A 23,530-nucleotide genomic window follows, 5' to 3' on the forward strand; every position below is an offset into this window, starting at 1 on the left:
GGTGGCCCGCCGCATCCCAATGAGCACACCCACGGGCGTCCTGACAGGTGAGGAATGCCGAGAGCGAAAAAGGAGCGCGTGGCCTCAGGCGAGCAGCCGGACCACGCCCCCGCCGAAGAACAACCGAAGACCGGGAGCCGGGCCGGGCGCAGGCCGAAGAATGCCGCGCCGACCGCCGCTCCCGCCGAACCCACAGACACCCCGGCAGCCCTGGCCCCCGCACAGGAGGCCGTGACGCCCGTCGCCCCCAAGCGCGGCACGCGCAAGACCCGGGCCGCTGCCGAACCACCCCCCGTGACGGACACCGCCGGGGCGGACCCTACCCCCGAAAACAACCCTGAACCCACCCCCAGACCCCGCCGGGGCCGCCCGCCGAAGGGGGCCGCCCAGCCCCAGGAGGCCCAGCCCGTCCAGGAGGCAGCCTCCACTGAACCTGCACCCCTGGCAGAAGGGTCTGAAGTGTCTGCCCGTCCCGCCCGCCGTGGGCGCAAGACGCAGACGACAGAGCAGCCGCAGCCCGAACCCGTCCAGCCCGACCCGGAACCCGTGGCGGCAGAGGCGGAAGCGCCCGCCAGGCCCCGGCGCGGGCGGAAACCCAGGGCGGCGGCTGAGGCGGAAGCCATCCCCGAAGTGCTGCCCCCCGCCCCGGAGCCGACCGACCCCGTGCTGCTGGAAGTGCCCAAGAAGCGCCGTGGCCGCCCGCCCAAGACCGCTCTGCCTGAACCTACCCCGCTCCCCGCGGGATCCGAGCAGGAGGCCGTGACCCTGGATGAGGAAGTGCCCCTGGATACCGTCCTCGGCGGCGTGGAGCCGGTGGAGGTGGAGGAACAGCCCCAGGGGCCGCAGGCCGAGGCGGTGCTGACCGTCCCCGGAAACGCCCAGGCAGACACGCCCGCTCCCGTGGTGGACACGCTGCTGCCGGAGGAGCTGGATCTGCCCGTGCGGGCCAGCCCCGTTCAGACCAGCCGCCGCGGCCGTCAGACCCGGCGCGAGACCAGGGCGGCCCCCGAGGCAGAAAGCCTGCCCGCCGCAGTGGCCCAGGAAGAGGTGGCGGGGGAAGAGGCCGAGCCGGACCAGCCCGATGGGCAGGACCCGGCCCGCGACCTGGTGATCGCGCAGCTTCGCAAGCTGGGCCGCCCGATTCACGTGCGCGACCTGGAACGCACCTTTACCCGCCAGATGCTCGACCGCCTGGGGAACTGGCGCGATCTGGAGGCGCTGCTGGACGAGCTGACCCGCACGGGCGAGGTGATTCGTACCCGGCGGCGCACCTATGGCCTGCCCGAGGCGATGAGCCTGGTGCGCGGGCGCTTCCAGGCCTCCCCCGCGGGTTTCGGCTTCGTGGTTCCGGACTCGGGCGGCGAGGACTTCTACGTCGCGCCGGAGGACACGCTGGAAGCCTGGAACGGCGACACCGTGCTGGTGCGCATGGAAGGCCGCGGCGACAGCGGACGCGGCGGTGGACCCCGCCGGGGCCAGCGCGGCGACGGCAGCCCGCGCGCCTCGGTGGCCCGCATCGTGCAGCGCGCCTACAGGCAACTGGTGGGCAGCCTGGAGTTCAGCAAGGGCCACCCCATCCTCAAGCCCGACGATCCCCGCGCCCGGCACCGCATCCTACTGCTGCCCGAGGGGCTGGAGGGGCTGGAGGGCGGCGCGAGGGTCGTGGCCGAGCTGTACTGGCCCGAGCAGACCGGCGAGGACGAGGTCTTCGGCCAGGTCACGCGCGTGCTGGGAGAGCAGGACGACCCGGAAACCGAGACGGAGGCCGTCATCGTGAAGTACGGCCTGCGCGGCGCCTTCCCGGCGGACGTGCTGGAGCAGGCCAACGCCATCCCCACCCGGATTCCCGAAGAAGCCCTGGTGGGCCGCCTCGACCTGCGCGAGTTCAACATCTTCACGGTGGACGGGCGCGACGCCAAGGACTTCGACGACGCCATTCACATCCAGCCCACGCCGGAAGGCACCTTCGTGGTGGGTGTGCACATCGCGGACGTGAGCCACTACGTGCAGGAAGACACGCCGCTGGACGACGAGGCGTATGCGCGCGCCACCAGCGTCTACCTGCCGGGCCGCGTGCTGCCCATGCTGCCCGAGCACCTCAGCAACGGCGTGTGCAGCCTGGTGCCCTACGAGGACCGCCTCACCATGACGGCCATGATCGAACTCTCCGCCGAGGGCGACATCCTGAACGTGCAGCTCGCGCCCAGCGTCATCCAGAGCAAGGCGCGGCTGACCTACGACGAGGTGCAGGCCTACTCGGAGGCGACCTCCACGCTGCCCGACCATGCCCGGCACCTTGAGGGCGACCTGCACCTGCTGCTGAAGATCACGACCAAGCTGCGCCAGAAGAGGCTGCGCGAGGGATCGCTGGACTTCAAGCTGCGCGAGGTCAAGGTGGACGTGGGGCCGGACGGTCGGATGGAACTGATCCCCATCCGCGAGGAAACGGCGCGCGGCATGATCGAGGATCTGATGCTGCTCGCCAACAAGGTGGTCGCGCACTACCTGATCGAGCGCGAGATTCCCACCCTCTTCCGCATCCACGAGGAACCCACCCTCCAGAGGTTCCAGGAAACCAGCAACGCCATCGGGCGGCTGGGCCTCTCGTTCCCCGGCGGCGAGCCGACGCCGCAGGCCTATCAGGCGGTGCTCAAGGCCGTGCGGGGCACGCCGCGCGAGAGCGTGGTGAACACGCTGCTGCTGAGAAGCATGCAGCAGGCCAAGTACGCGGGCGAGAACCTGGGGCACTTCGGCCTCGCCTTTGCCGAGTACCTGCACTTCACCTCGCCCATTCGCCGCTACCCGGACCTGTTCGTTCACCGGGTGCTGAGGGGCGTGCTGTCGGGCGACCTGCGGGCGAACAGCCGCGCCGTGCACGAGCTGCGCGCCGAGCTGCCCGCGATGGGCGACCACACCTCCGACCGCGAGCGCAAGGCTGCCGAGGCCGAGCGCGACCTGACCAAGTACTACCAGGCCAAGTGGGCGCAGGAGCATCTGGGCGAGAGCTTCCCCGGCAACGTGTCGGGCGTGGTGTCGAGCGGCCTCTTCGTGGCGCTGGACAACGGCGTGGAGGGCAAGCTGCACATCAGCAACCTCGACGACGACTACTACATCTACCTGGAGGACGCGCAGATGCTGCGGGGCCGCTCGAATGGGCGCACCTTCCGGCTGGGCGATGCCCTCAACGTCACCATCAGCCAGGTCAACCCCCTGGCCCGCCAGATTGACTTCACGCAGGAGAACGACATGGACGGCAACGACAGCACCGTGCGGCCCCGCGCCCGCCGCCGCGAGGACCGCGAGGCGGAAAAGCGCGAGAAGCTTCAGAGCATCAGCACCACCGCGCCCCGCAAGTTCACGCTGGATGACCCGCAACCGGCGGTGCAGAGCAGCCCCCCCCGGCAGGCCGGCCAGGCCCGCGGCGGACGCGGCCAGCCCCAGCGCGAGGGCGGCCAGGGCGGGCGCGCCCCCGCCCCGATGCGCCAGGGCGGCGGCTTCAAGCGGCGGGTCATCACGTTGGAGCGGCCCCGCAACGAACATCTGCGCCCGGTGAACATCACGGTGCAGCGCATGTACTTCGGGGACTGGACCGTGGACCACATGCCGCCCGAGGACGGTCAGGGCCAGGGCCGCGGCGGGCGCGGGTACGAGCGCAGCGACCGCGGGGGCCGCGGCCAGGGCTTCTCGCGCGGCGCGAACGACCGCGGAGCCGTGCGTGACCTGAACGGCCGTTCGGGCGGAACGCAGGGTGGAGGCCGCCCGCCCCGCGTCCAGGCCACACAGGCCCCCACTCAGCCCGACGCGGGTCAGGCCAGCAACGACGCGGACGCCAAACGCCGCCGCCGCCGCCGGGGCCGCCGGGGGAGCAACGGACAGCCGGGCTAACCAGGAGAAGCAGCCACTCAGCCGGGCGGGGCAGGGGGAAACCTCTGGCCTGCTCTGCTTGTGGGGGCCAACGGGGAGGGATAAATCCCAGGGTCAGGTGGCGTTTTGAGAGCAGCCTATTGGCTGCCACCCCTCTCCCCAACCCTCTCCCGCAAGGGGAGAGGGAGAGAAAGGCCCTCCTACATGCGCTCTTCTTGTCGTAAAGATAGCAGCGTTTTTTGACCCTCTCCCCTTGCGGGACTCGTAGAGCTGCGGAGCAGAGAGGGCCTTGCGAAGCAAGGGGAGAGGGATTCTTTTTACGTCAAATGCTCTAAGCCGCGTCCATCCTGAGCTGACAGCTTCTGGCTGACGGCTGAAAGCTCACGTCTCGTACGTCCGCGCCACGCTCGTCAGCACGCTGCGCAACTCGCCCGGCGTCATCAGGCCCATCGCCATCGCGTGGCTGGCGGCGTTCAGGCTGTCGGCGGCCAGCACGAGGTCCACGCCCGCCTTGCGGACCTCCCCCCGCAGCTTCAGCACACCCTCGTCGCGGCTGCCTCCAGTCACGTCGCGGATGTAGACGGCCAGCACGCGGCCCGGATGACGGCGCACGACCTCGGCGTAGATTTCGGGGTCCTTCTCGCCGCTGTCGCCCACCAGCACGAAGTTCAGGCCCGGAAAGCGGGCGAAGATGCGCTCGATGACCCCGTGTTTGTAGCCCCCGTGCCCGCCCAGCAGGTCCACGCCCCAGTTGCGGAGGAAGAGTGGCCCCAGCGGAATGCGGCGATATTCCAGAAACTGCCACAGCAGGTCGAAGAAGTTCCAGGGGCTGCTGGAGACGTAGAAAATCGGATTGCGGGCCTCGCCGTCGCGGGTGAGCGCGCGGTACAGCGCCCCCACACCGGGAAAGGGCAGGCGCGTGCGGGCGTTGCCGGTGAGGCTGGTCACGAGCATCCGCGGCAGGCTGGTCACGTCCGACTGAATCACGGTGTCGTCGAGGTCGCTGATGATGCCAAAGCGGGCCTCCGCGACCACCTGTACGCGGGCGCGGGTGGTGCCGGGGCGGCCCTCGATGCTCAGGCTCACCTCGTGCCAGCCGCCCGCCAGCGGCTCGGTGGGGGCAAAGGTCAGGGTGAAGTAGCCGTCGCCGTCGCTCACGGCGCTGGCACTGAGGTCCCCCAGCCTCCCCACCACCCGGACGCCCCCCACCTCGCGCGAGAGCAGGCGGCGCAGGATGCTGCGGAAGTTGCGCCAGCGCGTGTCCTTTTTGCGGGCCGGGGCCAGCGCGCGGGGCAGCAGCACCCGCCCGGACAGTTCCACCGCCTGCGGGGTGCCCCAGCCCACGTAGGGCTGCAAGATCAGCTTGCCGCGCGCCCGCCGGGGCTGCACGTAGCCGCTGACGGCATGGTCCACGGCCAGCAGCCCCCGTTCCAGCGCGGGCTGAATCGCCTTGAAAGCGGTCTTGAAGGCGCTCATCTGGCGGTCAGTCTACGGACTCGCGGCGGTGGGCGCAGCACCCACGCCTGAAGGGAACGCTGAGAGATGGCGGCCCCGGCGACATACGGGATTGCTTCGGTTCCAGGGAATCAACGCCATTTGGTATCACTTCCCCCGCTCATGGGCATACCGGCGGCGGAAGACCAGCGGCGCCACGCGGTCCACCAGGCCGGGCAGCGCGGCGTCCAGGAGGATGGGCAGCGCGTAGGCACGCGGGGCGACCACCTCGCGGCGGGGACGTTCCAGCACGCCGGCCACGGCGCGGGCAATCACCTCGGGGCCGGGCATGGGGAGGCGGGCCGCCCGCGTCATCTCGCTGCGAACGAACCCCGGTGAGACGAGGCTGACCTGCACCCCGGTCCCCAGCAGTTCCCGCCGCAGCGCCTGCGAGAAGCCGCGCAGCCCGAACTTGCTGGCCGAGTACATCCCGTTGAAGGGCACCCGCCCCGCCACCGAGCCGATGTTGACGATGTGGCCCGCCCCCCGCGCCCGCATCCCCGGCAGGACCAGCCGCGTGAGTTCGATGGGCGCTTCGAGGTTCACGCGCAGCACCCGCAGCGGGTCGGGATCGTCCCACCACCAGCCGCGCTCGACGGTCACGCCGGCGTTGTTGATCAGCACGTCCACCTGGCCGAAGTGTTCCTGCGTGGCCGCCACCAGGGCGCGGCGCGAGGTGTCGTCCGTCACGTCGGTGGGCACCGCGACCACCCGCGAGCCGCTGGGGTCGAGTTCGCGCGCCAGGGCCGCGAGTTCCTCCTCCCGCCGCGCCGCCAGCACCAGCCGGTAGCCCCGGGCGGCGAGTTCGTGCGCGGTGGCCCGCCCGATGCCGCTGGACGCCCCCGTGAGAAGGACGGTTTGCCGCCGAGAAAGAGTCATGCTCCAGGGTAAGGGTCTGGCCCCTCCCCCACCCTTCCGCCAGCGTTCACTCAGCCCCCCGTCAGCCAGGCACGCGAGACTGGGCGGATGAAGGTCCTGCCGTCCGTTCTGCTCACCGCCGCGCTGGCGGGCACTGCCGCCCTGGCCGCCTCACCTGGCTTGCCCCTCCCCGGCCCGGCCACAGCTCCCCTGCCCGAACTGACCCCGGAACCGGGCCGCACACTGCCCGCGCCGCCGCTGCTCCCGCTGCTGCCGCTGCTGCCGCTGCTGCCGCTGTCTCCCGTGACGGTGCCCACACCGACCCCCACCACCCCGACCCGGTCCACCACCCCCCTTCCGGCCTCGCGCCCTGCCCCGCTGAGCAGCCAGCCCAGCGACCCCCTCTTTGCGCGGCAGTGGGACCTTCAGGCCATCGGGATGCCGGGGGCCTGGGCGCAGGTGGCGGCGGGCGGGCGGGGCACCGGGGTCACGGTCGCCGTGCTGGACACCGGTTTCGTGAACTCGCCGGAGCTGGCGGGGCGCGTGGTGAACGGGTACGACTTCGTCTCGGACCCCGCGCGGGCCGGGGACGGCGACGGACGCGACCGGGACGCGAGTGGAGTGGGTCAGTTCGCCTACCACGCGGAGGTCATCGCCAACCTGATAGGCGCGGCGCACGACGGGCGCGGCATGGCGGGCATCAACCCCCAGGCGCGCGTGGTGCAGGTGCGGGTGGCGGGCGTGGACGGCATGATTGCCCCGCAGGACCTGGCCGACGGCCTGCGCTGGGCGGCGGGCCTGAGCGTGCCGGGCGCGCCCGTGAACCCCAACCCCGCCCGCGTGCTGAACCTCAGCCTGTACGCCGACTTCATCCCCCTGACCGGCTGCGACGCCCGCATTCAGGCGGCGGTGGACGCGGTGACGACCCGCGGGGCGCTGGTGGTGGCGGGGGCCGCAAACGACGGCACGGACGCGGGAGGCTACTCGCCCGCCGGGTGCCGCAACGTGCTCACCGTGACCAGCGTGACCGCCGACGGCAGGCGGCCGGGTTATGCCAACTGGGGCGTTGCGGTGGCGCTGGCCGCCCCCGGCGGTGAACCCGGTCACGGCATCGTGGCGAGCAGCGTCAGCGGCCCCGGCGGCGAACGCACCCCCAACGGCACCAGCTTCGCCGCCCCCCACGCGGCAGGCGTGGCGAGCCTGCTGTTCGGCCTGAAACCCACCCTCACGCCCGCCCAGGTCCGTGACCTCCTCACCCGCACGGCGACGCCCTTTCCGGGGGGCCGCTGCGACCCCGACCCGCGCAGGAGCTGTGGGCGGGGGGTGCTGAACGCGGAGGCGGCGGTTAAAGCGGTGAGTGGGAAGTAGGAAGTGGTCAGTGGGAGCAAAAGCTCCTGCTTCAGCTTCCGCCCCTCTTTTTCCACTCACCCCACCGGGACGCCCCGCCTCCCCAAACCCGCTACCCTGACCCCATGAACACCCGGAGGACTCCGTGAACGCCCCCGCATGGCGCGTCTGGCTGGTGGTGGCGCTGATGTGCGGGTGGGGCATCCTGACCATCCGCTTCATTCAGAAGGAGAACGTGCCCTTTGCCATCCTGTGCGCGCTGCTGCTGGTGTCCAACGGTGTAACGCTGTGGCGGCTGACGCGCAGGGGCCGGTAGCGTCCCTACACCCGCAGTCTGGACCGGTAGAGCCGCCAGCCGCGCGTGCGGCAGGAGCGAATCAGGTCGTCCACCGGCAGCGCCACCCGCGGCGTCATCCACGACTGCGAGGGCTTGTGCAGTGCCCAGCCGCCTCCCAGGGTGACAGCCGCGTGCTGTACCGCTCCCGCCACGTCACGCCAGACGAGCAGGGTGCCGGGCTGGTCGTCCTGGCCGCCGGGGCGAGTGCGCGCCGCCAGAAACGCCTCGAACGGCTCGCGCTGCATCCACTCCTCGGCGGCACCCGCCACACCCGCCGCGCCCATCACCGTGCCGAAGCAGTTCGGGCCGCTCGCGCGCGGCCAGGTGCCCGCCAGTTCCTGGGCCTGGGGCAACAGGGAGGCCGCATCTGCCCACACCTCGGCCGGGACGCTCTGGCTCTGGCACGCCGGGCGACCCGTCGACAGCACCCGCGCCAGCACTGCGGGCGAGACGAGGGAGGGCCACCACACGAACCGTGCGCCCGTCAGGTGGGGCAGCAGGTCCGCGAAATCGCGCGTGCGGGGCACAGCAGCCCGGCCATGCCGCACCTGTGCCCGCAGCAGCGCCCGGCGAGAGGCGGGAGGCAGCGCCCGCCAGTCTTCCTGGCCCAGCCAGACCACCCGGTCGGCCTCCGGGCGCAGGTTCCAGAGGGCGTAGGTGTCGCGCTGTTCCGGGGTGAACGTCACGCCGGAGCGCAGGACGGCCCGCAGGCCCAGCGCCTGCGCCTCCTCCCCGGTCAGGAAGAACGGCTGCCGGGCCGGGGCCAGCCATCCCGCCCAGGCGTCGGGCAGGCCGGGGGGAACAGGCACGTTCAGGACACGCATGGGCATCAGCCTTTCACGTCGGGCACGGCGTCACATCGGCCAGAAGGCCAGCCCTCCAGTGCCCGCCCTACAGGGGCAGCACGTAGACCTCGCCGCCCTCCACCAGCGTGCGGTAAATCTTCACCGGTTTCACGGCGGGCAGTGTCTTGGCCTTGCCGGTGGCGAGTTCGAACTTCGCGCCGTGCTTGGCGCAGGTGATGCGGCCCATGCTCACCTCGCCGCCCAGCAGCGGGAAGTCCTTGTGGGTGCAGTTGTTGCGCAGGGCGTAGAACTGGCCCTCGGAGCGCACCACGACCACGCTCACGCCGTCCACCGTCACTTCCGTCTGGCTGCCCTCCGGCAGTTCCGCCTCCGCGCCGACCCGCACGCGCTCGACCCCGACCTGCTCACTCATGGGGGGAGTCTAGCGGGCCGCGGCGCGGGAACGGCAGAACCTGGGTCAAGCCCGTGCCGCCCGCACCGTCACCCGGTTGCCCCAGGGGTCCTCGAAGCTCAGCGTGTCGCCGCTGTCCTGCACATGCAGCCCGCGGGCGGCGAGGTGTGAGCGGAGCGGCGCGAGGTCGGGCGCGGTGAACTCGATGCCCTCCAGGCCCGCCGCGGGGGCCGCAGGCTTCCCCTGCCCGCGCGAATGCCACTCGTTCAGGCCCAGGTGGTGGTGATAGCCGCCCCACGACAGGAAGGCCGCGCCCGGAAAGTGCGACACCACGTCCAGCCCCAGCGCGTCACCGTAGAAGCGGGCCGCCTCGGCCGCGTTCCCGACCTTGAGGTGAACGTGACCGACGCGGGTGCCTGCGGGCGCGCCCTCGAAGGGGGTGCCCTCTGCGGCGGCCAGCACGCTCTGCACATCCACCGGCAGGGTGTCCATGCGGACCTGGCCGTTTTCCCAGGTCCATTCGTCGCGGGGCCGGTCGCGGTAGACCTCGATGCCGTTGCCCTCGGGGTCGTTCAGATAAATGGCCTCGCTGACGAGGTGGTCGCCGGTGCCCAGGCGCAGGCCCAGCCCGGCCGCGTGCGCCAGCCAGCGCCCCAGGTCGGCGCGGGTCGGCAGCAGGAAGGCCGTGTGATACAGGCCGGGGCGGGTGCCCGCAGGCGCGGGGAGGGCGGAGGCCGCCACCAGCCGCAGCAGGGGCATCCCGTGCGCCCCCAGCGTCACTGCTTCTGCCGTCTGTTCCAGCGGCGTCAGTCCCAGCAGGCCAGCATAAAAATCGCTTAGCCGGGGCAGGTCGCGCGCCAGCAGGGTCACGGGGCCGACCCGTGTGGTCGCGGGAAGGGGACGGGAGGTCTGGGTCATGACCCCAGTTTGAGCCAAACGCTTTAAAAAATCAACCGATTTGAGTTTTGTAGCTCCCGTGCACCCTCCTCCAAAAGTCGGATGAGTTCCGCCCTCTCTTTGAGGTACATACTCAGAGAAGTACATCTCTGACAACAGCTCCCCTGCCCTCACCGGAGGTTTCCTATGGTTCAGACCGCGCTCAACGCCCTGTATGACGCTCTTTCCTGGCTGGCGGGGCTGGCCGTGCCGCTGGCGGTCACGCTGGGCGCTCTGCTGCTGGCGCTGCTGCTGATTGGCCTGCTGGACCGCGAACGGTTCCGGGCGGGGCTGAGCTGGGCCAGTGCCCGGCTGCCGTGGCTGGGGCGCTGGGCACTGGTGGCGCTGGCGGTGGCGGCGGGCGCACTCGCCACCACGGTCACGCGCCGCGCGGTGGATGCCCGGCTGGGCGCGCAGCTCAATGCCCGCTACGCCAACGCCGCCGACCCCGCCGGGGGACAGACGGTGCAGTCGGCCCCGCGCGTCAGCGTGCTGTCCACGCGCACCTACTCGCGCAGCCTGGTGCTGCCCGCCGACGTGTACGCGCGGCTGGACCTGAACGGCGGCTGGGAGACGCTGCTGCCGTACTTCGGGAACCCCCCCGGCCTGACGGTGCAGGACCTGCGCGAGGGCTTCCGGCGGCAGGGGCGCAATCTGATCTACACCCGCGACGTGACCCTGCAAGTCGAGGAACCCCTGGGCCTGGACACCACCCGCGCCCGCGCCGACCTGCGCTTCGTGGACCCGGCTGGCGGGCGCGGCAGCTACTACAACGCCACTTTCGGGGCGGACTACACCTTCACCAACCCGCGCCGGGAGGCGGCCACGCTGCGCTTCGTGTTTCCGCTGCCCTACGGAAGCGGCACCCTGAGCGACTTCCGCCTCACCGTGAACGGCCGGAGCTACCGCGCCAGCGACCTGCGGGAGGGCAGCATCTGGGAGGGCGAGGTGCCCGGCGGGCAGACCGTGCGCGTGAACGTGACCTACCGCCACCAGGGGTCGCGCGGCTGGAGCTACCGCCTGTCCGACCGGCGCGAGCCGCTGCGGAACCTCGACCTGACCGTGACCGCCAACCGCCCCGCCAAGTTCGAGCGCTACAGCCTGTATCCCACCGACGTGGTTCGCGGGACCTTCGGCGGCCCCCAGACGCTGCGCTGGCGGCTTCAGGACGTGATTACCGCGCAGAACGTGGCCGTCGTGTTCGCCCAGGGCAGCCTGCGCGAGATGCTCGCCAAGGTGGGGCTGGTGCAGCCGCTCGTGCTGGGGCTGGCCGCGCTGCTGGCCCTGGCCTGGGCGCTGCTGCGCCGCCTGCCCCTGCCGCCGCTGCGGCTGGCGAGCGCGGTGCTGGGCCTTGCGGTGGGCTTCGCACTGGGCGGCGTGCTGACCGCGTACCTGCCACCCGCCCTGGCCGTGCCGCTGGGCGCGCTGGCCGGGCTGGTGTTCGGGGTGCTGGCGCTGGGCCGCCCGTACCTGCCGCCGCTGCTGGTGGCCGCCCTGGTGCCGCTCACGTTCCTGGTGAGCGGGCAATCGGGGCTGCTGCTCGCGCTGCTGGCGGCGGGGACGCTGGTGGTGGGGTTGACGGCGTGGAACCGCACCAGGCCACGGATAACTTGAGCCGGGGCAAACAAGCGCAGGAGGGGAAGACCAGTGGTGGCCTTCCCCTCCTGCCTTGCCCCCGCTCTTATTCGAACAGCGTGCTGACGCTCTCGCCGGTATGGATGTTGGCGATGGCGTTGGCAAACAGCGGTGCCACGTCCAGCACGGCCAGCTTGCCGTTGGAGGCGGCGACCTTCTCCGGCGACACGTAGACGGTGTTGGTGCTGGCGACCTGGGTCACGTCCAGCGCGGCGATGCGCTCGATGGCGGGGCCGGTGTAGACGCCGTGGGTGACGGCCACATACACGTCCCTGGCCCCCATGCTGCGGGCGATGTTCACCGTCTCGACCAGGCTCCCGGCGGTGCTGATCTCGTCGTCCACGATAAAGACGGTCTTGCCCTCCACGTCACCGATCAGGGCGCGGGGGCGGACCTCGGTGTCGGAAAGGCGCTCCTTGTCGATCATGGCGAGGCCGGAATCGAGGCGGCGGGCAATCTGGCTGGCGCGCTTGATGCTGCCCGCGTCGGGGGCCAGCACGACGCCGCGGTCGGCATCCGGCACGCACTGCTTGAAGTGTGCACTCAGCACGAGGTCGGCGGAGAGGTGATCGACCGGCACCTTGAAAAAGCCGTGGACCTGCGGCGCGTGCAGCGTCATGGTCAGCACGCGGTCCGCGCCCGCCTCCTGGAGGATGTCGGCCACCAGCCGCCCGGCGATGGAGATGCGGGGGCTGTCCTTTTTGTCGCTGCGGGCGTAGGAGAAGTACGGAATGACCGCCGTGACGCGGCCCGCCGAGGCGCTCTTGGCCGCGTCGATCATCAGCAGCAGTTCCATGATCGCGTCGCTGACCGGGGTGCTGAACGACTGCACGATAAACACGTCGCCCTCGCGCAGCGACTGCTCGTAATGCACGATCAGGTTGTCGTTCGTGAACTTCTCGGTCTTGCTGCGGCCCAGCGGAATGCCCAGGTTGTCGCAGATGGCCTGCGCCAGCGGGCGGTTGCTCTGGCCGGCAAACACCAGCAGGGGCTGACGGCGGCTCTGCGCCAGCCGCTCGGACAGGGCCAGACGCTCGGGCAGGGGGCGTTCGGAAACGGTCAAGGTGGAATACCTCCGGGCAGGTGGGAACGGGAAGTGTCGCGGGAAGGCGACCGCACAGCAGCATACCCGCCCCCCCGAGCCACTGTCACGGGACAGCCGCGCCGCGTTCCCCAGACGGGGACAGCCCAGCCCGGAGCAGGACCGCACCGCGAGCACGGAAAGGGGCCGGTGGGCAAGGGGCACCCGCACCCCCTCCCCACCGACTCCCCGGACGCTTCTTTACTCGCCCCGGAAGATCTTGCCCACCTTGTCGAAAAAGCCCTCGCGGTGTTCGTGGACCTCGTCACCCACGGCGCGGGCGTAGGCATGCAGGGCCTCGCGCGCCTCGGGCGTGAGCTGCGAGGGCCTGGGCACATTGATCTCGTACTCGACGATCAGGTCGCCCGTTCCGGCCCCCTGGAGGCGGGGCAGGCCCTGGCCGCGCAGGCGGTGCAGGTCGCCGTGCTGCGTGCCCGCCTTGACCTCCACCGTCTGAGGCCCGTCGAGGGTGGGCACCGTGACCTGGGCACCCAGGGCGGCCTGGGCAAAGCCGAGGCGGGCGGTGTAGATCAGGTGTTCCTGCTCGCGGCGCAGCTCGGGGTGGGGTTCCATCTCGATATGCACATAGAGGTCGCCGTTGCCGCCCGGCCCCTCGTTGCCCATGCCCGCCACGCGGATGCGGTAGCCCTCGTCGATGCCGCGCGGGAGCTTGACCCCCACCTTCTCGGCCTTCAAGGTGCGCCCCCGGCCATGACAGACCGTGCAGGGGTCCTGAATGATCTGGCCCTCGCCGCGGCAGGTGGGGCAGGGCTGCTGCGTTTCCACCACCCCGAAGATGGTGCGGGCCTGCGCGCGCACCGCGCCCACGCCGCCGCAGGTCGAGCAGGTCACGGGCGGTTTGCCCCCCGGCTCGGTGCGGCTGCCGTGGCAGTGCTCGCAGGTGGTCAGGCGGTCCACCTCGACCTCGATCTCCTCGCCCGCGCGGGCCTGGAGCAGGGTGATGCGCGCCTCGGCCTCGATGTCGTCGCCGCGTGCTGGGCCACGCCGACCCCCGCGCCCGCCCAGCCCGCCGAAGAGCTGCTCGAAGATGTCCATCGGGTCGAAGCCCATGCCGCCGAAGGGGTCCCCACCCGGCATCCCCGCGCCGGGGGCGCTGCCGTAGCGGTCGTAGTGCGCGCGCTTCTCGGGGTCCGAGAGCACCGCGTACGCCTCGTTGATGCGGGCGAACTGTTCGGCCGCCCCCGCCTCCTTGTTGCGGTCGGGGTGGAACTTCAGGGCCAGCTTGCGGTAGGACGTTTTGATTTCATCCGCCGTCGCGGTTCGGGAAACGCTCAGCAGTTCGTAGTAATCCATGTCGTGTGTGTCGCCGGGCGCGGCCCGACCTCCACTCGCCAGGTTAACACGACCGGACTCAAGAAACGTGGGTGCGGCTAGGGTGTGGGGAAGTAGTCCAGGTGCATCGCCTGCCGCACGGCGCGCATGGTTCCGGCCGCCACCTCGCGGCCCCGTTCCGTGCCCTCGCGGACCACCGCCTCCACACCTGCCCGGTCCCGCGCGAACTCGGCGCGGCGCTCGCGGATGGGCGCGAGGGTGGCTTCCAGCACCTCCAGCAGGTGCCTCTTGACCTTCACATCGCCCAGGCCGCCGCGGCGGTAGTGGTCCTTGAGGGCCTGCACGCGCGCCTGGTCGGGGTCGAAGGCGTCCAGATAGGCGAACACGGGGTTACCCTCCACCTGGCCGGGATCCTCCACCCGCAGGTGGTTCGGGTCGGTGTACATGCCGCGCACCTTACGGGACACCTCGTCCGCGCTGTCGGAGAGCAGGATGGCGTTGCCCAGCGACTTGCTCATCTTGGCCTTGCCGTCCAGGCCGGGCAGGCGGGCCACCTCGCCCACCAGCGCCTGCGGCTCGACCAGCACGGGCGCGTAGAGGTGGTTGAAACGCCGCACGATCTCGCGGGTCTGCTCGATCATGGGGAGCTGGTCCTCGCCCACGGGCACGAGGTTCGCGCCGAACGCCGTGATGTCGGCGGCCTGCGAGACGGGATAGACGAAGAACCCGGCGGGCACCGCCTCGCCGTACCCCTTCTGCGCGATCTCGGTCTTGACGGTGGGGTTCTGCCGCAGGTGCGACACCGTGACGAGGTTGAGGTAAAAGACCGTCAGCTCAGCAATCTCGGGCACCTGCGACTGGATAACGAAGGTCGCCTCCCGCGGGTCCAGGCCCACCGCCAGGTAGTCGAGCGCCACCTCCAGCACGTTGTCCCGCACCTTGCGGGGGTTCTCGAAGTTGTCGGTGAGGGCCTGCACGTCCGCCAGCAGGACATAGGTGTCGTGGCTGCGCTGCAAGGCGACGCGGTTTCTCAGCGAGCCGACGTAGTGGCCGATATGCAGGGGGCCGGTGGGGCGGTCGCCGGTCAGGATGCGGGGTCGGGGGGGAGTGGTGGTCATGGGTTCTCCTGGGAGGGGGAATGAGAGGCCAAAAAAAACGCACCCGGATCACTCCGGGCGCGGCCTGCCTGCGGGGCATGGCGAGGGGACCCGGCTAATGTCCGGGCCACCACCACGCGAGGGGCAGGTTCATGGGGGCCATGCTAGCAGGTTGGGGTTATGAGTTATGGGCGGTGAGCTATGAACCAGCACCCCGAGGCTTCAGCTTTCGGCCTCAGCCCTCTTTTTCACAGCTCATAGCTCACGGCTCACAGCCCCTTCTCCGCCTCCCAGTCCAGAATCACCTTGCCGCTCTGCCCGCTGAGCATCGCGTCGAAGCCCTTCTGGTAGTCGCCGATCGGAAAACGGTGCGTCAGCACGGGCGTCAGGTCCAGGCCCGACTGGATCAGGGCCGTCATCTTGTACCACGTCTCGAACATCTCGCGGCCGTAGATGCCCTTGATGGTGAGCATCTTGAAGATCACGTCGTTCCAGTCGATGTCCACCCGGCCGGCGGGGATGCCCAGCAGGGCGATCTTGCCGCCGTGGTTCATGGTCTTCACCATCTGCGCGAAGGCCGCGCCGTTGCCGCTCATCTCCAGGCCCACGTCGAAGCCCTCGGTCATGCCCAGCTCGGCCTGGGCGACCTCCCAGAGGTCCTCGCGGGCCACATTCACGGCGCGGGTGGCCCCCATCTGGCGGGCGAGGTCCAGGCGGTAGTCGTTCACGTCGGTCACGACCACCTGGCGCGCGCCCACGTGCCGGGCGACGGCGGCGGCCATCACGCCGATGGGTCCGGCCCCGGTAATCAGCACGTCCTCGCCCACCAGATCGAAGCTGAGGGCGGTATGCACGGCGTTGCCGAAGGGGTCGAAGATGGACGCTATCTCGTCGGGAATGTCGTCGGGGATCTTGAAGGCGTTGAAGGCGGGCAGCACCAGGTACTCGGCGAAGGAACCGGGGCGGTTCACACCCACCCCCAGGGTGTTGCGGCAGAGGTGGCGACGGCCCGCGCGGCAGTTGCGGCAGTGCCCGCAGGTGACGTGGCCCTCGCCACTCACGCGGTCGCCAAGCTCGAAGCCGCGCACCTCGCTGCCCATCCCGGCCACCACGCCGACGTACTCGTGCCCGACCACCATCGGCACGGGAATGGTCTTCTGCGCCCACTCGTCCCACTTGTAGATGTGCACGTCGGTGCCGCAGATGGAGCTGTTCTTGATGCGGATCAGCAGGTCGTTGGGGCCGGGGGTGGGCACGTCCGTCTCGGTCATCCAGAGGCCCTCGCGGGCTTCCTGCTTGCTGAGGGCTTTCATGGTGGTGGGGACTGGGGTAGTGGGGCTTGGGTGGGTGGGCGTCGGGGCAGCGGTCATGACAGTTCCTTTCGGGCAGAGGGAAAACACGTCGGAGCAGCCGCACCGCGGGAAAACGGCGGTGAGCGCGGCGGTCGGTCCAAACATAGCGCCGGGCTGGACCGCCGACCATGCCGCACTTCACGGGCCGCGCTTCACCGGCCACTCTTCACCGGGGGGGCACCCGAGCGGCGCGTGAGAAGGCCCAAGCGACCCTCAAGGCAGGCCGACGCCGGGGCCGGGTACGCTGGACCCATGATCAAGTACCGCAAGCAGAACGCCCTGCAACCCGAGAAGGACGCCGAGGTCACCCTGAACCTCACGCCCCTGCTGTTCTTCGTGGTGGGGTACATGGCCGTCAAGGCGCTGCTGGGCACCATCCACCACGACCGGGCCGACTAAGACCAGAGGCGAGGGCAGCGGCATCCATTCAACCGGGAATGCCGCTGCCCCCGCCCTTTTTGGTTCAGAACCAGTCCCGGTTTCGCTGGCGGCTGGAAGCTGGTCGCTGGCCCCTCACCGCGCCGTCCACCCCAGGTCGAGGTCCAGCACCGCCCCCGTCATCCCCCACGCGGCGGGGCTGGCGACGTAGCTGGCGAGGGCCGCCACATCCTCCGGATTCAGGAGCTTCTTGATGGCGGCGGGTTCGAGCATGACCTTCTGCTCGACCTCCGCCTCACTCAGGCCGCGCGTGCGGGCCTGGTCGGCAATCTGCCCCTCGACCAGGGGGGTGCGGACATACCCCGGACAGATGGCGTTTACGGTCAGGCCCTGCTCGCCCGCCTCCAGCGCGGCGGTGCGCGTCAGGCCGATCAGGCCGTGTTTGGCGCTGATGTAGGCACTCTTGAAGGGGCTGGCGACGTGGCCGTGAATGCTGGCGATGTTGATGACCCGGCCCTGCCCGCCGCGGGTAAGGTGCGGCCAGGCATATTTGATCAGCAGGAAGGGCGCGGTCAGCATCACGTGGAGCATGGTGTCCCAGGTGTCCTCGGGGAACTCTTTGATGGGGTCGATGTGCTGAAACCCCGCGTTGTTCACCAGCACGTCCAGCCCACCCAGCGCCGAAACCGTCTCCTCCACCGCGCGGCGGCAGTCCTCGCGGCGGGCGAGGTCGGCGGGAATGAAGGTGAAGCCCCGCTGCCCCGCCACCTCCCGCGCGTGGGGGCGGTCGAGGTCGAGCACGGCCACACGCATCCCATCGGCCTGAAACCGCCCCGCAATCGCCAGGCCGATGCCGCTCGTTCCGCCCGTGACCAGGGCGACCCGCTGCTCCTGCTGTGCTGTCATGCGCGGAGTGTAGGCCGGGGGCGTCACAGGGGCGTTACCCGCAGCGGGATGCGAGAGCGGCCAGCCGACCCCGAACGGTGGGTCAGGCTGGCCGCCGCGCGGCTGGGACCTACTCCTGAATCGGTGCGCCGGTCTTTGTCCGCAGCTCGTCCAGGGTCACGCCGGGGGCGAGTTCGACGAGCTTCAGGCCTTCCGGCGTCACGTCCAGCACGCCCAGGTCGGTGATGATGCGGTCCACCACGCCCTGGCCGGTCAGGGGCAGGGAACACTGCGGCAGAATCTTGTGCGCGTCCCCCTTCGCCACGTGCTCCATCAGCACCACCACGCGCTGCACGCCCGCCACCAGGTCCATCGCGCCGCCCATGCCCTTGACCATCTTGCCGGGAATCATCCAGTTGGCGAGGTCGCCCTTTTCCGACACCTGCATCGCCCCCAGGATGGCGAGGTTCACGTGGCCGCCGCGAATCATGGCAAAAGAATCGGCACTGGAGAAAAAGCTCGCGCCGGGCAGCGCCGTCACCGTCTGCTTGCCCGCGTTGATCAGGTCGGGATCTACCTCGTCCTCGGCGGGAAAGGGGCCGATGCCCAGCAGGCCGTTTTCGGACTGGAGCATCACGGACACGCCCTGCGGGATGTGGTTGGCGACCAGGGTGGGCAGGCCGATACCCAGGTTCACGTAGTAGCCGTCTTGCAGTTCACGGGCGGCGCGGGCCGCCATCTCGTCTCGGGTCCAGGGCATGTCAGACCTCCTCTCCGGCGGCGCTGGAGGCGGGGGCTGCCTGCCGCACGGTGCGCTGCTCGATGCGCTTTTCCGGGTTCGGGTTCAGCACCACCCGCTGCACGAAGATGCCGGGAGTGTCGATCTCGTCGGGGTCGAGCTGGCCGACCTCCACCAGTTCCTCGACCTCGGCCACCGTTACGCGGCCACAGGTGGCGGCCATCGGGTTGAAGTTCTGGGCGGTCTTGCGGTACACGAGGTTCCCCGCCCGGTCCGCCTTCCAGGCCTTGACGAGCGCGAGGTCGGCCTTGATGCCGCGCTCCAGGATGTACGTCTCGCCGTCGAAGTCCTTGTGTTCCTTGCCCTCCGCGACGACCGTGCCCACGCCGGTCTTGGTGTAGAAGCCGGGGATGCCCGCGCCGCCCGCGCGCATGCGCTCGGCCAGGGTGCCCTGGGGCGTGAACTCCAGTTCCAGCTCCCCGGCGAGGTACTGGCGCTCGAACTCCTTGTTCTCGCCCACGTAACTGGAAATCATCTTGCGAATCTGGCGGGTCTGGAGCAGCAGGCCCAGACCCCAGCCGTCCACGCCCGCGTTGTTGCTGACGGCGGTCAGGCCCGTCACGCCGCTGTCACGCAGCGCGAGGATGAGCTGCTCGGGAATGCCGCACAGGCCAAACCCCCCCACGGCGACAGTCTGCCGGTCCTGCACCACGTCACTCAGCGCCTCGGCGGCGCTCGGATACACCTTGTTCATGTCGGCTCCATTGTAATAGGCATTCCTAACGGTCGTTAGGGCGGCGCACCCCAGCCGTTGCCGCGTGTCCTGGGCAGCAACTCCACTTCACGCCGCCCTTATCACGGTTTCTCACTTCGTTCGGCCCACAAAGGTTCGGCAACCTTTCTGGGCACCGTCCTAGGCAGAACGGCGAGAAACTCTTCCAGCAGCGCGCGGAAGGCGGCCGGGTCCTCCTGCGGGAAGCCGTGACCGCGCCCCTCCAGCACCGTGGCCCCGGTCCCCAGGGCCGCCGCCTGCGCGCGTACCATCTCGGGCGTGACCAGGGCGTCGAGTGCCCCGCCCAGCACCCGCACGGGCAACCCCCGGAGGCGCGCTGGGTCCACGCTCCACCCGGCCAGGGCGCGGGCGTTGCCGCTGTAGTGCGTGTTCGCCATGCGCCCGGCGTCCTCCACCAGCGCGGGGAAGTTGTCCGGGCGGCGGGAGGGGAACAGCGCCCCCAGGCTCATCTCGCGGAGCTGCGGGTCGCCGCGCAGCAGTTCCAGCACCGGGTAATTCTCCTCGGGCGTGACCAGGCCCGTCAGGGGTGCGCTGGCCGCGAGGACCAGGGCCGAGAGTGCGCCGGGGTCACGGGCGGCGTACTCCAGCGCGACCGCCCCGCCCAGGCTGTGGCCCAGCAGCACGGGGCGCGTGACCCCCTGCCGGGCCAGCCAGTCCGCGAGCCAGTCGGCGTAGGCGGGGATGCTCACCTCGCCCGTGTGAGGGGTTCCGGCAAAGCCCGGCAGGTCGGGGGCCAGGACGCGCCAGCCGGTGGGCGGGTCGGCCAGCAGGTCCGCCCACCACGCGGCGGAGGCGAAGTTGCCATGCAGGGCCACCAGAACGCGCTCAGGCATGGGTCGCCTCCCCGGTGCTTATAGGGTCGGCACTCAGGGGGTCGGGCGGGAGGGGCACGGCGGGCAGCGTGTCCTCAAGCAGGGCGCGCAGCAGGCCCGCGAAGGGCGCGGTGTCGGCCACGCAGGCCAGGTGCCCGTGGGGGGAGGCGTACTCGAAGTGGGTGTGGGCCACGCCCGCCGCCCGGCTCGCCCCGGCAAAGGCGCGCATCTCGGCCACCGGGAAGAACTGGTCGCCGTGAATGTTCACGCTCAGGAGGCGCAGCCCGGCAGCGCGCCAGCGGGCGAACAGGTCGGCGCGGGGCAGGACGCTGCCCAGGTCGTGCGTTTCCACCACCCGCGCGATGTCGAGGATGTGCGGCAGGCTGGCCGTGGCCGCCCGTGAGCGCAGGTAGGCCCCGAAGTCAGTCTCCCGGAAGGCGCGTTCCAGCCCCTCGGCCCCCATTCCGAAAAAGGAAATCAGCCGCAGGGCACCCGTCAGCCCCCCGCGCGGGGCCACGTCCCGGAGCAGGGGGCCGAACGCGCCGCGCAGCACCGGCCCGGCGCAGGGGCTGGCGGCGATGGCGGCCACGCGCGGCGCGAGGTCGGGCGAGCGGGCCGCCCACTGGAGGGCCTGAAGGCCGCCGAAGCTGGGGCCGAGCACCGCGTGCCAGCGCTCCGCCCCCAGCCGGCGCAGCAGCGCGAGTTGCAGCGCGTGCAGGTCCGCGAAATCCCAGGCGGGAAAACGGTCGCCCCAGGGCGCGCCGTCCGGGTGGGGGGTGTCCGGCCCGGTTGTCACCACCCGGGGGTCGTGCGCCTGCACGTTGGAGGGCGTGTTCATCGCCACCACGAAAAAGCGTTCGGTGTCCACCGCCCGCCCCGGGCCGATCAGCGTGGCCCACCAGCCGGGCAGGCTCTGCGGCCCCTCGCCCGCCGCCTGCGACGTGCCGGTGTAGTAGTGGCACACCAGCACGGCGTTGTCCCGCGCCGCGCTGAGCCGCCCCCAGGTCTGGACACCCAGCCGCACGGGCACCGGCACACCCGCGACCGGCAGCGTCACCTCCAGCGTGAACGCCCCGGATGCTGCCCCCGCTCCCTCAATCTGTCGCATCGCCCCGAGCGTAGGCGGGGGGCGTTACGGGGTGGTCACAGATGCAGGGGGCAGAAGGCGGAAGGCAGAAGGCCCGGGGGAGCTTTTGCGAAAGCCTGCGCCTGCTGTTCGCCTTCTGCCATTTGCCATCAGCCATCGGCCTTCCTGCTGTAACGCGGGCGTGATGCCCTTCCCCTACACTCGCCTTGAACATGAAAAAGATGCTTCTGACGGGCGTTCTGCTCGCGCTCTCCGGCGCGGGCGCGGTGAAGGTGGGCGTGCTGCTTCCCCTGACCGGGGCGGGCAGCGTGTCGGGGCAGGCGGCCAGGAACGGCTACCTGCTGGCGCTGGACGAGATCAACCGGTCGGGCGGGGTGCTGGGCCAGCCGCTGGACCTGGACTTCGCGGACGACGGCTCCTCGCCCGCCAAGGCCGTGCCGGAGTTCGTCAAGCTGGTCACGGTGGACAAGGTGGACTTCATGGCGGGCGGCGTGAGCAGCGCCACCTCCATCGCCATCAGCGGCCCGGCCAAGCAGTACGGCACCTTCATGGCCTGGATCGGGGCGGCGGCGGTGCCGGTCGAGGACGCCTTTGCCGACCACAAGTACTTCTTTCACTACCACCCCTGGTCGTACTACAACTTCGAGGCGATCCTCGACTACTTCAAGTACCTCAAGCGCAGCAAGGGCGCGAAGAACATCGCCATCGCCTACGAGGACGGTCCCTTCGGCAGCGCGGGGATCAACGACACTGTCGCCCTCTTCAAGAAGGCGGGCTTCAACGTCGTGATGAGCGAGAAGTTCAAGACCGGCAGCGGCAACTTCGGTCCGCTGGTCAGCAAGGCCAAGGCCGCCAAGCCCGACATCTTCTACTGGGTGGGCTACGACACCGACGCCCTGCCGCTCGCCACGGAAATCAAGCAGCAGAACCTGGACGTGGGCCTGATCTACGGCACGCCGCCCTCCTGGCCGGTGGGCTTCGAGAAGAACAAGCTGGCCGACAACATCGCGGGCCTGAGCCTGTGGCTCCCCAGCAGCCCGCAGGCGGAAAGCCGCAAGTTCGTGGCGGCCTACCGGAAGAAGTTCGGCAACATGACCGAGGAATACTTCGCGCCGCTCGCCTACGTGAACCTCAAGACGCTGGCTGCCGCCATCAACCGCGCGGGCAGCACCGACAAGGACAAGGTGGCCGCCGAACTCGCCCGGACGAACACCCCCACACCCTTCGGCCCGCTGACCTTCAGCAAGAGCAACAAGACGCAGTACCAGGGCTTCAAGGCCGGAAACTGGCTGCACTTCCAGTTCCTGGGCGACAGCCGCGTGCCCGTATACCCGGTGAAGTTCGCGCAGAAGCCGATGGTGTGGAACAAGTAAGCTTTCAGCTCTCAGCGGTCAGCTTTCAGCACTGGGCCAAAGCGTTTGCTTTTGCGCTCTTTGCTGCTGGCTGATTGCTGACGGCTGACAGCTCCCGAGGGAGCCTGCATGGAACTCTTTCTTCAAACCCTGCTCAACGGCCTGCTGCAAAGCGGCCTGTATGCCCTGGTCGCGTCGGGGCTGGCGCTGGCGGTGGGCGTGGTCGGCATCGTGAACTTCGCGCACGGCGAGTTTCTGATGATCGGCGCGTTTCTGGCCTGGGGCGCGAGCGTGTACCTGGGGGTGGACCCGCTGCTGTCGCTGCCGCTGGTGGCGGTGGCCGTGTTCGCGGTGGGCGCGCTGACCTACCGGGTGAGCATCCGCCACGTGCTGCTGGCCCCCGAACTCAACCAGATGCTGCTCACCTTCGGCCTGGGCATCCTGCTGCAAAACCTGGCGCTGATGCTGCTGGGCGGCAACACGCGCACGGTCACGACGCCCTATCAGGGCAGCAGCCTCCGCCTGGGCGACCTCAGCGTGGGCGGGCCGAAGCTGATCGCGTTCGGGCTGGCGGCCGTGATTCTGGCGGGGCTGTACGCGGTGCTGTACCGCACCACCCTGGGCCGCCAGATGCGCGCGGTGGCGCAGAACCGCCGCGGCTCGCAACTGATCGGCATCGACGTGGACCGGGTGTACCTGATCGCCTTCGGGGTGAGCTGCGGCCTGGCGGCGGTCGCGGGCGTGCTGGTCGCCACGCTGCTGTTCGCGTCCCCTACGGTGGGGCTGGTCTTTGCCTTGAAGGCCTTTGCCATCATCGTGATGGCGGGGCTGGGCAACCTGACGGGCGTGCTGTGGGCCAGCGTGGTGCTGGGCGTATCCGAGGCGCTGGTACAGACCTACGTGCCTGGGGGCGGCGGGTGGAGTGACGCGGTGTTCTTCCTGCTGATCTTTGCCACGCTGGTGTTCCGGTCCTTCCGGGGGGCCAGATGAGGG

Annotated in this window: 21 protein-coding genes; 7 read left to right on the forward strand and 14 right to left on the reverse strand. The window is 70.3% G+C overall.

All coding sequences use genetic code 11. From position 1 onward, the window contains the following. Nucleotides 1-54: 54 nt before the first annotated feature. On the forward strand, nucleotides 55-3,885 hold the full coding sequence (gene rnr / locus ABEA67_RS06930) for a ribonuclease R (RefSeq protein WP_345462930.1): 3,831 nt from the start codon (nucleotides 55-57) through the stop codon (nucleotides 3,883-3,885). 360 nt (nucleotides 3,886-4,245) lie between these two features. On the opposite strand, the gene ABEA67_RS06935 is transcribed toward rnr, so the two are convergent. Further along, a complete protein-coding gene (locus tag ABEA67_RS06935) occupies nucleotides 4,246-5,340 on the reverse strand; it encodes an App1 family protein phosphatidate phosphatase (RefSeq protein ID WP_345462933.1) in 1,095 nt (364 codons plus the stop codon). 126 nt (nucleotides 5,341-5,466) lie between these two features. Then, nucleotides 5,467-6,237, reverse strand: coding sequence for an SDR family NAD(P)-dependent oxidoreductase (locus tag ABEA67_RS06940; RefSeq protein ID WP_345462936.1), 771 nt, complete (start codon nucleotides 6,235-6,237; stop codon nucleotides 5,467-5,469). Nucleotides 6,238-6,324: 87 nt separating this feature from the next. On the opposite strand from ABEA67_RS06940, the gene ABEA67_RS06945 reads away from it, so the two are divergent. Beyond that, nucleotides 6,325-7,584, forward strand: coding sequence for a S8 family serine peptidase (locus tag ABEA67_RS06945; RefSeq protein ID WP_345462939.1), 1,260 nt, complete (start codon nucleotides 6,325-6,327; stop codon nucleotides 7,582-7,584). A 124-nt stretch (nucleotides 7,585-7,708) separates the two neighbouring features. After that, on the forward strand, nucleotides 7,709-7,879 hold the full coding sequence (locus ABEA67_RS06950) for a hypothetical protein (protein WP_345462942.1): 171 nt from the start codon (nucleotides 7,709-7,711) through the stop codon (nucleotides 7,877-7,879). 5 nt (nucleotides 7,880-7,884) lie between these two features. Here the strand turns inward: ABEA67_RS06950 and ABEA67_RS06955 are convergent, their stop codons facing one another. The 3 genes from ABEA67_RS06955 to ABEA67_RS06965 all read right to left on the reverse strand — a co-directional run bounded on the left by ABEA67_RS06955 (nucleotide 7,885) and on the right by ABEA67_RS06965 (nucleotide 10,015). Beyond that, nucleotides 7,885-8,724, reverse strand: a complete 840-nt coding sequence (locus tag ABEA67_RS06955; protein ID WP_345462945.1) for a hypothetical protein — start codon at nucleotides 8,722-8,724, stop codon at nucleotides 7,885-7,887. 67 nt (nucleotides 8,725-8,791) lie between these two features. Continuing rightward, the gene (locus tag ABEA67_RS06960; protein WP_345462947.1) at nucleotides 8,792-9,118 is read right to left on the reverse strand and encodes a non-heme iron oxygenase ferredoxin subunit; all 327 of its coding nucleotides are present in this window, start codon (nucleotides 9,116-9,118) and stop codon (nucleotides 8,792-8,794) included. A gap of 45 nt (nucleotides 9,119-9,163) precedes the next feature. After that, nucleotides 9,164-10,015, reverse strand: coding sequence for a VOC family protein (locus ABEA67_RS06965; RefSeq protein ID WP_345462950.1), 852 nt, complete (start codon nucleotides 10,013-10,015; stop codon nucleotides 9,164-9,166). Between the two features lie 165 nt (nucleotides 10,016-10,180). On the opposite strand from ABEA67_RS06965, the gene ABEA67_RS06970 reads away from it, so the two are divergent. Then, nucleotides 10,181-11,647, forward strand: coding sequence for a hypothetical protein (locus ABEA67_RS06970; RefSeq protein WP_345462953.1), 1,467 nt, complete (start codon nucleotides 10,181-10,183; stop codon nucleotides 11,645-11,647). Between the two features lie 67 nt (nucleotides 11,648-11,714). Here ABEA67_RS06970 and ABEA67_RS06975 read toward each other — a convergent pair whose 3' ends face one another. From ABEA67_RS06975 to tdh, 4 genes are all read right to left on the reverse strand, one after another. Next, nucleotides 11,715-12,731, reverse strand: coding sequence for a ribose-phosphate diphosphokinase (locus ABEA67_RS06975; protein WP_425557161.1), 1,017 nt, complete (start codon nucleotides 12,729-12,731; stop codon nucleotides 11,715-11,717). A gap of 219 nt (nucleotides 12,732-12,950) precedes the next feature. Then, nucleotides 12,951-14,063, reverse strand: coding sequence for a molecular chaperone DnaJ (gene dnaJ, locus ABEA67_RS06980; RefSeq protein WP_345462956.1), 1,113 nt, complete (start codon nucleotides 14,061-14,063; stop codon nucleotides 12,951-12,953). A gap of 77 nt (nucleotides 14,064-14,140) precedes the next feature. Beyond that, the gene (trpS, locus tag ABEA67_RS06985; RefSeq protein ID WP_345462959.1) at nucleotides 14,141-15,160 is read right to left on the reverse strand and encodes a tryptophan--tRNA ligase; all 1,020 of its coding nucleotides are present in this window, start codon (nucleotides 15,158-15,160) and stop codon (nucleotides 14,141-14,143) included. A gap of 248 nt (nucleotides 15,161-15,408) precedes the next feature. Continuing rightward, the gene (tdh, locus tag ABEA67_RS06990) at nucleotides 15,409-16,452 is read right to left on the reverse strand and encodes an L-threonine 3-dehydrogenase (RefSeq protein ID WP_345463205.1); all 1,044 of its coding nucleotides are present in this window, start codon (nucleotides 16,450-16,452) and stop codon (nucleotides 15,409-15,411) included. Nucleotides 16,453-16,743: 291 nt separating this feature from the next. On the opposite strand from tdh, the gene ABEA67_RS06995 reads away from it, so the two are divergent. Next, nucleotides 16,744-16,890 carry a hypothetical protein gene (locus tag ABEA67_RS06995; RefSeq protein ID WP_345462963.1) on the forward strand — a complete coding sequence of 49 codons (147 nt, stop codon included), beginning with the start codon at nucleotides 16,744-16,746 and terminating at the stop codon, nucleotides 16,888-16,890. Between the two features lie 114 nt (nucleotides 16,891-17,004). Here the strand turns inward: ABEA67_RS06995 and ABEA67_RS07000 are convergent, their stop codons facing one another. The 5 genes from ABEA67_RS07000 to ABEA67_RS07020 form a co-directional block, all read right to left on the reverse strand. Then, nucleotides 17,005-17,775 (reverse strand): 3-hydroxybutyrate dehydrogenase, encoded by a 771-nt coding sequence (locus tag ABEA67_RS07000; protein ID WP_345462966.1) that lies wholly within the window; start codon nucleotides 17,773-17,775, stop codon nucleotides 17,005-17,007. A gap of 109 nt (nucleotides 17,776-17,884) precedes the next feature. Continuing rightward, a complete protein-coding gene (locus ABEA67_RS07005; RefSeq protein WP_345462968.1) occupies nucleotides 17,885-18,514 on the reverse strand; it encodes a CoA transferase subunit B in 630 nt (209 codons plus the stop codon). Between the two features lies 1 nt (nucleotide 18,515). Continuing rightward, nucleotides 18,516-19,247, reverse strand: a complete 732-nt coding sequence (locus tag ABEA67_RS07010) for a CoA transferase subunit A (protein ID WP_345462971.1) — start codon at nucleotides 19,245-19,247, stop codon at nucleotides 18,516-18,518. 101 nt (nucleotides 19,248-19,348) lie between these two features. After that, a complete protein-coding gene (locus ABEA67_RS07015) occupies nucleotides 19,349-20,119 on the reverse strand; it encodes an alpha/beta fold hydrolase (protein WP_345462974.1) in 771 nt (256 codons plus the stop codon). Beyond that, nucleotides 20,112-21,206 (reverse strand): alpha/beta fold hydrolase, encoded by a 1,095-nt coding sequence (locus tag ABEA67_RS07020; RefSeq protein WP_345462977.1) that lies wholly within the window; start codon nucleotides 21,204-21,206, stop codon nucleotides 20,112-20,114. The genes ABEA67_RS07015 and ABEA67_RS07020 overlap by 8 nt, the downstream gene beginning before the upstream one ends. Nucleotides 21,207-21,397: 191 nt before the next feature. Here ABEA67_RS07020 and ABEA67_RS07025 point away from each other — a divergent pair, with 191 nt between their 5' ends. Next, a complete protein-coding gene (locus ABEA67_RS07025; RefSeq protein WP_345462979.1) occupies nucleotides 21,398-22,558 on the forward strand; it encodes an ABC transporter substrate-binding protein in 1,161 nt (386 codons plus the stop codon). Between the two features lie 108 nt (nucleotides 22,559-22,666). Next, a complete protein-coding gene (locus tag ABEA67_RS07030) occupies nucleotides 22,667-23,527 on the forward strand; it encodes a branched-chain amino acid ABC transporter permease (protein ID WP_345462981.1) in 861 nt (286 codons plus the stop codon). The last annotated feature ends 3 nt before the right edge of the window (nucleotides 23,528-23,530 follow it).

It is taken from the genome of Deinococcus carri (genome assembly GCF_039545055.1).
GTDB lineage: Bacteria > Deinococcota > Deinococci > Deinococcales > Deinococcaceae > Deinococcus > Deinococcus carri.

Bases quoted from the DNA above. Each gene is read 5' to 3' on its own strand.
- rnr (WP_345462930.1), top strand. From the start codon at position 55: ATGCCGAGAGCGAAAAAGGAGCGCGTGGCCTCAGGCGAGCAGCCGGAC.
- ABEA67_RS06935 (WP_345462933.1), bottom strand. From the start codon at position 5,340: ATGAGCGCCTTCAAGACCGCTTTCAAGGCGATTCAGCCCGCGCTGGAA.
- ABEA67_RS06940 (WP_345462936.1), bottom strand. From the start codon at position 6,237: ATGACTCTTTCTCGGCGGCAAACCGTCCTTCTCACGGGGGCGTCCAGC.
- ABEA67_RS06945 (WP_345462939.1), top strand. From the start codon at position 6,325: ATGAAGGTCCTGCCGTCCGTTCTGCTCACCGCCGCGCTGGCGGGCACT.
- ABEA67_RS06955 (WP_345462945.1), bottom strand. From the start codon at position 8,724: ATGCGTGTCCTGAACGTGCCTGTTCCCCCCGGCCTGCCCGACGCCTGG.
- ABEA67_RS06960 (WP_345462947.1), bottom strand. From the start codon at position 9,118: ATGAGTGAGCAGGTCGGGGTCGAGCGCGTGCGGGTCGGCGCGGAGGCG.
- ABEA67_RS06965 (WP_345462950.1), bottom strand. From the start codon at position 10,015: ATGACCCAGACCTCCCGTCCCCTTCCCGCGACCACACGGGTCGGCCCC.
- ABEA67_RS06970 (WP_345462953.1), top strand. From the start codon at position 10,181: ATGGTTCAGACCGCGCTCAACGCCCTGTATGACGCTCTTTCCTGGCTG.
- dnaJ (WP_345462956.1), bottom strand. From the start codon at position 14,063: ATGGATTACTACGAACTGCTGAGCGTTTCCCGAACCGCGACGGCGGAT.
- trpS (WP_345462959.1), bottom strand. From the start codon at position 15,160: ATGACCACCACTCCCCCCCGACCCCGCATCCTGACCGGCGACCGCCCC.
- tdh (WP_345463205.1), bottom strand. From the start codon at position 16,452: ATGAAAGCCCTCAGCAAGCAGGAAGCCCGCGAGGGCCTCTGGATGACC.
- ABEA67_RS06995 (WP_345462963.1), top strand. From the start codon at position 16,744: ATGATCAAGTACCGCAAGCAGAACGCCCTGCAACCCGAGAAGGACGCC.
- ABEA67_RS07000 (WP_345462966.1), bottom strand. From the start codon at position 17,775: ATGACAGCACAGCAGGAGCAGCGGGTCGCCCTGGTCACGGGCGGAACG.
- ABEA67_RS07005 (WP_345462968.1), bottom strand. From the start codon at position 18,514: ATGCCCTGGACCCGAGACGAGATGGCGGCCCGCGCCGCCCGTGAACTG.
- ABEA67_RS07010 (WP_345462971.1), bottom strand. From the start codon at position 19,247: ATGAACAAGGTGTATCCGAGCGCCGCCGAGGCGCTGAGTGACGTGGTG.
- ABEA67_RS07015 (WP_345462974.1), bottom strand. From the start codon at position 20,119: ATGCCTGAGCGCGTTCTGGTGGCCCTGCATGGCAACTTCGCCTCCGCC.
- ABEA67_RS07020 (WP_345462977.1), bottom strand. From the start codon at position 21,206: ATGCGACAGATTGAGGGAGCGGGGGCAGCATCCGGGGCGTTCACGCTG.
- ABEA67_RS07025 (WP_345462979.1), top strand. From the start codon at position 21,398: ATGAAAAAGATGCTTCTGACGGGCGTTCTGCTCGCGCTCTCCGGCGCG.
- ABEA67_RS07030 (WP_345462981.1), top strand. From the start codon at position 22,667: ATGGAACTCTTTCTTCAAACCCTGCTCAACGGCCTGCTGCAAAGCGGC.